A 6,336-nucleotide genomic window follows, 5' to 3' on the forward strand; every position below is an offset into this window, starting at 1 on the left:
GGACTCCACTTGAGGTCCACAACGAGTACCTGAGTCGACAGCTCGCATCATGAAGTGATCATCAGGAAGCTGTCCGGAGGACGCGGGGCACCTCACAGGGAGCTTTAGGGGGTGCGTTCGAGCGGGAGGGCTGGTTTTGTCAGGCTCTCCCGATAGGTTGCCTCAGGTGGGCGAACAACGCGGGGTTCGTGCTGCTGGAGGTAGCGGCTCAGGGGCGGGGGTTTCTCTACGGCCTAGAGGATGAGCCGAAGGTGAGTGCTGGTCTGGTAGGTGCCCGGGCTATCGGGCGTTGCCGGCCAGCAGACGGTCCCAGAGCAGCTGGGCTCTGAGGGCGGAGCCCCGGAAGGTCTCCTCCAGGATCGGGATGCTGCCGTTCTTGCGGGCTCGGCGGATGAAGCGCTGCCCTCCGATTTGGCAGAGCTCGTAGATCATGGGCGCGCAGTGACAGGTGTATGCCCGGACCCGTACGCGTTCGTAGGGGGAGCGGGTGGGATACCAGCTGATGGCTGTGCGGCCTGGGCGGGGTTCTGGGAGGTGGATGCCGATGCAAGGTTCGTATTCCAGGGAGAGTACGGCCATGATCGGAGAATACGTCTGGTTGTATCCGCTCGTCTATTCGGAAAGATGACTCTGTCTGAACAGGCAGGAGGATATGGGAGGGCTCGTACACCTTCGTCTATGTTGCCGGTGTGCTGGACTACGATGGCGACACCCACATCTACGTACAGATCGCAGAGATCCTTCGACAGCGGGTCGAGGGGCTCGCGTCTGGGCATCCCGTGCCGAGCGAGGCCGACATTCAGCACGAGTTCGGGGTCGCCCGGACGACCGCCCGCCGGGCCATCCACGTGTTGCGCGAGGAAGGGCTCATCTACACGGTCCAGGGCGAGGGAACGTTCGTCGGTGCGCCTGATGAAGCACCGCGTAAGCAGCGGAAAGTGCCGCTCTATCGGCAGATCGCTTCCGATATGGCCAAGCAGATCAGGGCGGGGCACTTCCAGCCCAAGCGGGCGATCCCGGGTGAGACAGCGTTGGTGCAGCAGTACGACGTGGCGCGGGAGACGGTGCGGCGGGCCATGGCGTTGTTGCGGGAGCAAGGGTGGATCTACACCGTGCCGCAGCGTGGGAGTTACGTGTCGCCGGAAGAGTCGTGGCCCCAGGATTGAGATTCACTCATCTGCTTGTATCCAGACGTCTAAGGTATGAGCATGCTCGACCGAGACGGCCCTGTGCCGATCTATGTGCAGATTGCCGAGATGATCGAGGGTCAGATTCTGAGAGGTGAGCTGCTGGCCGGCGAGGCAGTGATGAGCGAGCTGGCCATGGAGGCCGAGTTCGACGTGGCGCGGTCAACCGTCCGGAACGTGGTGCGGGAGCTGCGTCGGCGGCAGCTCGTGCACACGGTGGCGGGGAAGGGGACGTTCGTCGGAGGCGCCATGGATGGGAGGTAGGACGACGGCACAGGGGACGACGGCACAGGGGACGACGGAGGCGGAAGTATGCGGGAGTCGGGTGGGGCGGTTCGCTGAGGGCGTCGGTGCGGGAGTGACGGCGGCGCGGGGTGGATCGCCTCTGTGACAGGGCTTGAGTCCGGGGGCCTGCGAATGCCTGCCTGGCGGGAGGCGGACGCTCGGCGGGGAGAGATGCTTGGCCGGGAGTGGATGCTCGGCCAAGGGGCGGATGCTCGCCCCACTGATGGATGCTTGGCCGGGAGTGGATGCTCGCCCCACTGATGGGTGCTTGGCCGGGAGTGGATGCTTGGCCGAGGGGCGTGGTCGGGGTCTGAACATAGGTGGTTGAGGGGCGGTGCGGTTGGAGGTGGTTGTTCGGGGGCTGGTTGTGGTTGGGGGGTTGGTGTTTTGGGCGCGGGGGCTAGGCGGGGAGTAGGCGGTAGTGGAGGCAGACGATTGTGGAGGTGTCGTTCACCTCGTGGCCCAAGGATGACCAGTAGCGCTGGTGGACGTCCCGCCAGTGCTGGATCGAGGTGAATCCTTCGCCTTCCGCCTCGGCGAACTCCCACGGCACTTCAGCGAACGGCACCAGCGCCACTGAGGTGATCTCGATCGTGGCGGCCTTCTCGCCGGCGTCGTTCACGAGGATCAGGTGTTCGCCGACATGTTCGACCTCTTCGCCCTCCGCCTCGTAGTCGAGGGGCAGGAGACCGGCGGTGGCGGTCTTCGCGCCTGAGAGGGTGAGGTCGGTCAGCAGGGTGCGCACCTTGCCAGGCGTGCCGAGGGCGAGGACTCTGCGTCCGTCGATGCGGGGCCACATACGCGCATCCTAGAAGACGGGGATGATCTCCTCCGGGTCGATGACGTTCACCTCGACGCCTTCCAGGTCCAGTTCGGGGATGGCGGGGAAGGCGATGCCCCATCGTTCGACGATCGCGCGGACCTTCGCCATGGCCACGCGCCAGTTCTCCTTCTGTTCCTCGTACGACAGCACGCCCAGTCCCGCTTCCCTGGCGTGGTCCATCAGGACGCGGTGGTTGTCGAGGAAGTAGGGCGGGAGTTCCCAGAAACCTTCCGGAGGCTCCCAGAGAATCATGGAGAGGAACACGAAACCGGCCCGCAGCTGGCGGGTGATGAGGCTGCGGGTCTCGTCGGTGAGGCCCGGCCATTCGTTCTCCAGAATGGTCATGCAGATTTGCAGATGACGGGACTCGTCGAGGCCGATGCGCTGGAACATCTCGCCGAAGACCGGATGCCGGGTGCCCGTGGCCATGCCTCTGAACAGCGTGGACGCGGCCATCTCGCCCATCATGAAACTCGTGAACAGGACCGGCAGCGAGTATCTTCCGACGGCGCTGGTGTAGCCGTTCCAGTAGCGGCCGCCGTTGTGGTAGAGCCAGCCGATGTTGTTGTGGGCGGCCTTTTCGAGATCGTCTTCGGGGGTCCAGTTCAGGGGGCCGCCGGGCCACAGCCGGGCTATGGTGCGCTGGCAGCACTCCTCATGGTTCATCTCGTCGCGGGTGATGGAGAAGAAGCACTTCCGGACCGGGTCTTCCTCGTGTTTCTCGAAAGCCTGGATGGTTGCGCGGGCGAACACGGCCGGGCCCGAGGCGTCGAAATTGGCGAGGACGGCGAACCAGTACATGATGCCCAGGCGCTGTTCGCGGGTGAAGTCGTCCTGGTCGAGGCCGTCCCATGGGAGGTCGGCCGGGTTCCAGAGTTTGCGCTTGGACTTCTCGTAGATGGCCGCGAGTTTCTCGGTCTCCACGCGCCATTCCATCGGATAGATGTTGGGCTGCGGGATCTCGGGCGCGGGCCAGAAGCCGCCTTCCGGGATCGTGAGGTCCGCCATGGTTGTGACACCTCCCCTGCCATCCTGCGTGGCGGCGTCACGCCATGCAAGCTTCGCCGCGGCCCGGTGCGCACGTCGTCGTGCCGGGCCTTTCCCTACGAGCGGGTGCGCTGCGTGACGGCGACGCAGGCCAGGACGGCGAGTGCGGCGGCCACGGTGGCCGGGCCGAAGCGTTCGCCCATCAGGACCCAGGCCCAGATGAGGGTCAGCAGCGGCTGCGCCAGCTGGGTCTGGCCGGCTCTGGCTATGCCGCCTCTGGCCAGGCCGGCGTACCAGGGGATGAAGCCGAGGAACATCGAGATCAGCGCCACGTAGGCGAAGCCGGCCAAGGCGGGGGCGGTCGGCGTGATGGGGGTGGTGAGGGCCAGGACCGCGGTGATCACGGCGGTCAGCGGCAGGGAGAGGACGAGGGCGTGGCTGATCACCTGCCAGCCGGGGGTCGTCCTGGTCAGACGGCCGCCTTCGGTGTAGCCGAGCGCGGCTGACAGGAGGGCGCCGACCAGGAGCAGGTCCGGCCAGGCGGCTCCGGCCTGGCCTCGGGTGAGGGTGAAGGCGATGATCGCGGCGGCTCCGGCGGCGCAGGCGGCCCAGAACAGGGAGCGGGGGCGTTCGCCGGCCCGTACGACGGCGCAGGCGGCGGTCGCGGCGGGGAGCAGAGCGATGACCACGGCGGCGTGGGAGGTGCTGGCGCCCAGGTCGAGGGCGAGGCTGCTGAACACCGGGAAGCCGAAGACCACGCCCAGGGAGATCACGGCGTAGGAGGGCCAGTGGCGGCGTGGCGGGAGGAGGGGCAGGCGGGCGACCTTGAGGCAGACCAGGGCGATGAGGCCGGCGACGGCGGCGCGGCCGATGGCGACCAGCCAGGGGTCGAAGCCGCGCATCGCGTAGACGGTGCCGGGGAAGCTGCCGGAGAAGGCCAGGACACCCAGGAAGGCCAGCATCGTCCCTTGCCGGGCGCGGGTGGCTGCGCCGGTGCCCTTCAGGGCGTCGCGAAGGGTGGGGGCGCCGTTCGAGGTCGCAGCGCCGTTCGAGGTCGCAGCGCCGTTCGAGACCCCAGCGCCGTTCGAAGTGGCGGTGCCCTTGGAGATCTCGGCGCCGTTGGAGGTGGCGGTGCCGTTGGAGGTGGCGGGTCCCTTCAAGAGGGCCGGAGGGAAGGCGGGAGGGGCGGTGGGCTCCAGGACAGGAGCTGGGGAGGTGGAGGGTGAGGTGCTGGTCCTGTCGGACGGGCTGGAAGAGGTGGCCGGGTTCTGAGGGGCGGCCGGCTGGTTGAGGGTGGCGGGAGAGCCCGGGGCGGGAGAGCCCGGGGCGGGAGAGCCCGGGGCGGGAGAGCCCGGGGCGGGAGAGCCCGGGGCGGGAGAGCCCGGGGCGGGAGGTGGGGTGGGGGTTGTATTGGGGCGAGGGGGAGGTGGGGGTGCTACTGCGTTTTGGGCGGTAGCGCTACCCTTGTCCTTCATGACCAACGATAGCAGTATCGCCCAGATTGCTGCGATATTGCGGGAAGAGGCCGCCCGTCTGGGGCCTGGTGCGCGGCTTCCGTCCAGCCGGGAGATCATGCGGCGGCACAACGTCAGCCCCGTGACGGTCTCACGCGCCATCGGTCAGCTCGCCGCCGAAGGGCGGGTGGTGTCGCGTCCGGGAAGCGGCGCGTTCGTGGCGCCGCGGCAGGTCATGCACGGTCAGGACCCTCTGGACCTGTCCTGGCAGACGGTCGCCCTCGGCGACCGGGTGGTGGACGACGGGCCGGTGGCGGCGCTGCTCGCGCAGCCGCCCGAGGAGGTGGTGCCGTTGACCGGCGGCTACCTGAACCCGGGGTTGCGGCCGGACAGGCAGCTCGCGGCGGCCGCCGCGCGGGCGGTGCGTCGTCCGGACGTCTGGGCGACGCCGCCGTTGAACGGCCTGCACGAGCTGCGCGGCTGGTTCGCCCGCCAGGCCGGGGGCGACGTGACGGCGGCGGACGCGCTGATCGTCAGCGGCGGTCAGGCGGCGCTGACGCACGCGTTCAGGGCGCTGGCGGCCCCCGGGACACCGGTGCTGGTCGAGACGCCCACCTATCCCGGAGCGCTGGCGGCGGCCAAGGCGGCCGGGCTGCGGGCGACGGCCGTGCCGATGGACCGCGACGGCGTACGGCCGGACCTGCTCGCCGAGGCGTTCGCCGTCACCGGCGCGCGGGTGTTCTTCTGCCAGCCCACCCTGCACAACCCCACCGGCGCGACGTTGCCTCTGGAGCGGCGCACGCAGGTGCTGGAGGTGGCCAGGGCGGCGGGGGCGTTCGTGATCGAGGACGACTACGCCCGCTACCTGTCCCCCGCCGCTCCCCCGTCGCTGGCTTCCATGGACGCGCACGGCACGGTCGTCAACGTGGGCTCGCTGACCAAGATCCTGTCCCCCAGCCTGCGGGTGGCGGCGGTCGTGGCCCGTGGTCCGGCCGCGCACCGGCTGCGGGCCAGCCAGCTCGTCGAGTCGTTCTTCGTGGCGCGGCCGTTGCAGGAGACGGCGCTGGAGTTCGTGGGCTCGGCGGCGTGGGGCAGGCATCTGAACACCGTGCACGCCGAGATCGCGACCAGGCGGGACGCGCTCGCCGCGGCGCTGGCGGCCCACGTCCCGGGGGCGGAGGTGCATCTGCTGCCGATCGGCGGCCTGCATCTGTGGCTGCGGCTGCCCGCGGAGGTGGACGAGAACGCCCTGGTCGAGACGGCCCGACGGTACGGGACGCTGGTGAGCCCGGGGCGGATGTACTACCCGTCGGAGCCGCCGGGCCCGCGGATCAGGGTGACGCACATGGCCGCCGCCAACCTGACGGTTCTGGCGGAGGGGGTGCGGAGGCTCGGGCGGGCGCTGGACGCACAGGCCCGGTGATCGGACGCCCGGTCCAGTGATGGGACGCCCGGTCCGGTGATCAGATGCCGGTTCGGGCGACGCGGACGCGCCCGGGCCGCGCCAGCCGGCGGCCGTTGAAGTACCAGCGCAGGCTGGTGGCCAGGTCTCCGGCGGGCACCCCGTCGTCGATCATCTGCTGGGTGAGGCCGGGGAACA

At 69.2% G+C, this 6,336-nt stretch carries 7 protein-coding genes; 3 read left to right on the plus strand and 4 right to left on the minus strand.

Going from position 1 to position 6,336, the window contains the following annotated elements; translation table 11 throughout:
- Positions 1 to 279: 279 nt before the first annotated feature.
- Positions 280 to 432, minus strand: a complete 153-nt coding sequence (locus ACWEJ6_RS54075; protein ID WP_452433540.1) for a hypothetical protein — start codon at positions 430 to 432, stop codon at positions 280 to 282.
- A gap of 257 nt (positions 433 to 689) precedes the next feature.
- On the opposite strand from ACWEJ6_RS54075, the gene ACWEJ6_RS54080 reads away from it, so the two are divergent.
- Both ACWEJ6_RS54080 and ACWEJ6_RS54085 read left to right on the plus strand, forming a co-directional pair.
- Positions 690 to 1,166 carry a GntR family transcriptional regulator gene (locus tag ACWEJ6_RS54080; protein ID WP_387683431.1) on the plus strand — a complete coding sequence of 159 codons (477 nt, stop codon included), beginning with the start codon at positions 690 to 692 and terminating at the stop codon, positions 1,164 to 1,166.
- 42 nt (positions 1,167 to 1,208) lie between these two features.
- A complete protein-coding gene (locus ACWEJ6_RS54085; RefSeq protein WP_452433542.1) occupies positions 1,209 to 1,451 on the plus strand; it encodes a GntR family transcriptional regulator in 243 nt (80 codons plus the stop codon).
- Positions 1,452 to 1,872: 421 nt separating this feature from the next.
- On the opposite strand, the gene ACWEJ6_RS54090 is transcribed toward ACWEJ6_RS54085, so the two are convergent.
- From ACWEJ6_RS54090 to ACWEJ6_RS54100, 3 genes are all read right to left on the minus strand, one after another.
- Positions 1,873 to 2,217: an ASCH domain-containing protein gene (locus ACWEJ6_RS54090; protein WP_452433543.1), complete on the minus strand. Its 345-nt coding sequence runs from the start codon at positions 2,215 to 2,217 to the stop codon at positions 1,873 to 1,875.
- A 63-nt stretch (positions 2,218 to 2,280) separates the two neighbouring features.
- On the minus strand, positions 2,281 to 3,303 hold the full coding sequence (locus ACWEJ6_RS54095) for a hypothetical protein (RefSeq protein ID WP_452433545.1): 1,023 nt from the start codon (positions 3,301 to 3,303) through the stop codon (positions 2,281 to 2,283).
- A 95-nt stretch (positions 3,304 to 3,398) separates the two neighbouring features.
- Positions 3,399 to 4,442: an EamA family transporter gene (locus ACWEJ6_RS54100; RefSeq protein ID WP_452433546.1), complete on the minus strand. Its 1,044-nt coding sequence runs from the start codon at positions 4,440 to 4,442 to the stop codon at positions 3,399 to 3,401.
- 313 nt (positions 4,443 to 4,755) lie between these two features.
- Between ACWEJ6_RS54100 and ACWEJ6_RS54105 the strand changes: the two genes are divergently transcribed.
- A complete protein-coding gene (locus ACWEJ6_RS54105; protein ID WP_452433547.1) occupies positions 4,756 to 6,159 on the plus strand; it encodes an aminotransferase-like domain-containing protein in 1,404 nt (467 codons plus the stop codon).
- Positions 6,160 to 6,336 lie beyond the last annotated feature (177 nt).

The organism is Nonomuraea sp. NPDC004702 (assembly GCF_053601695.1).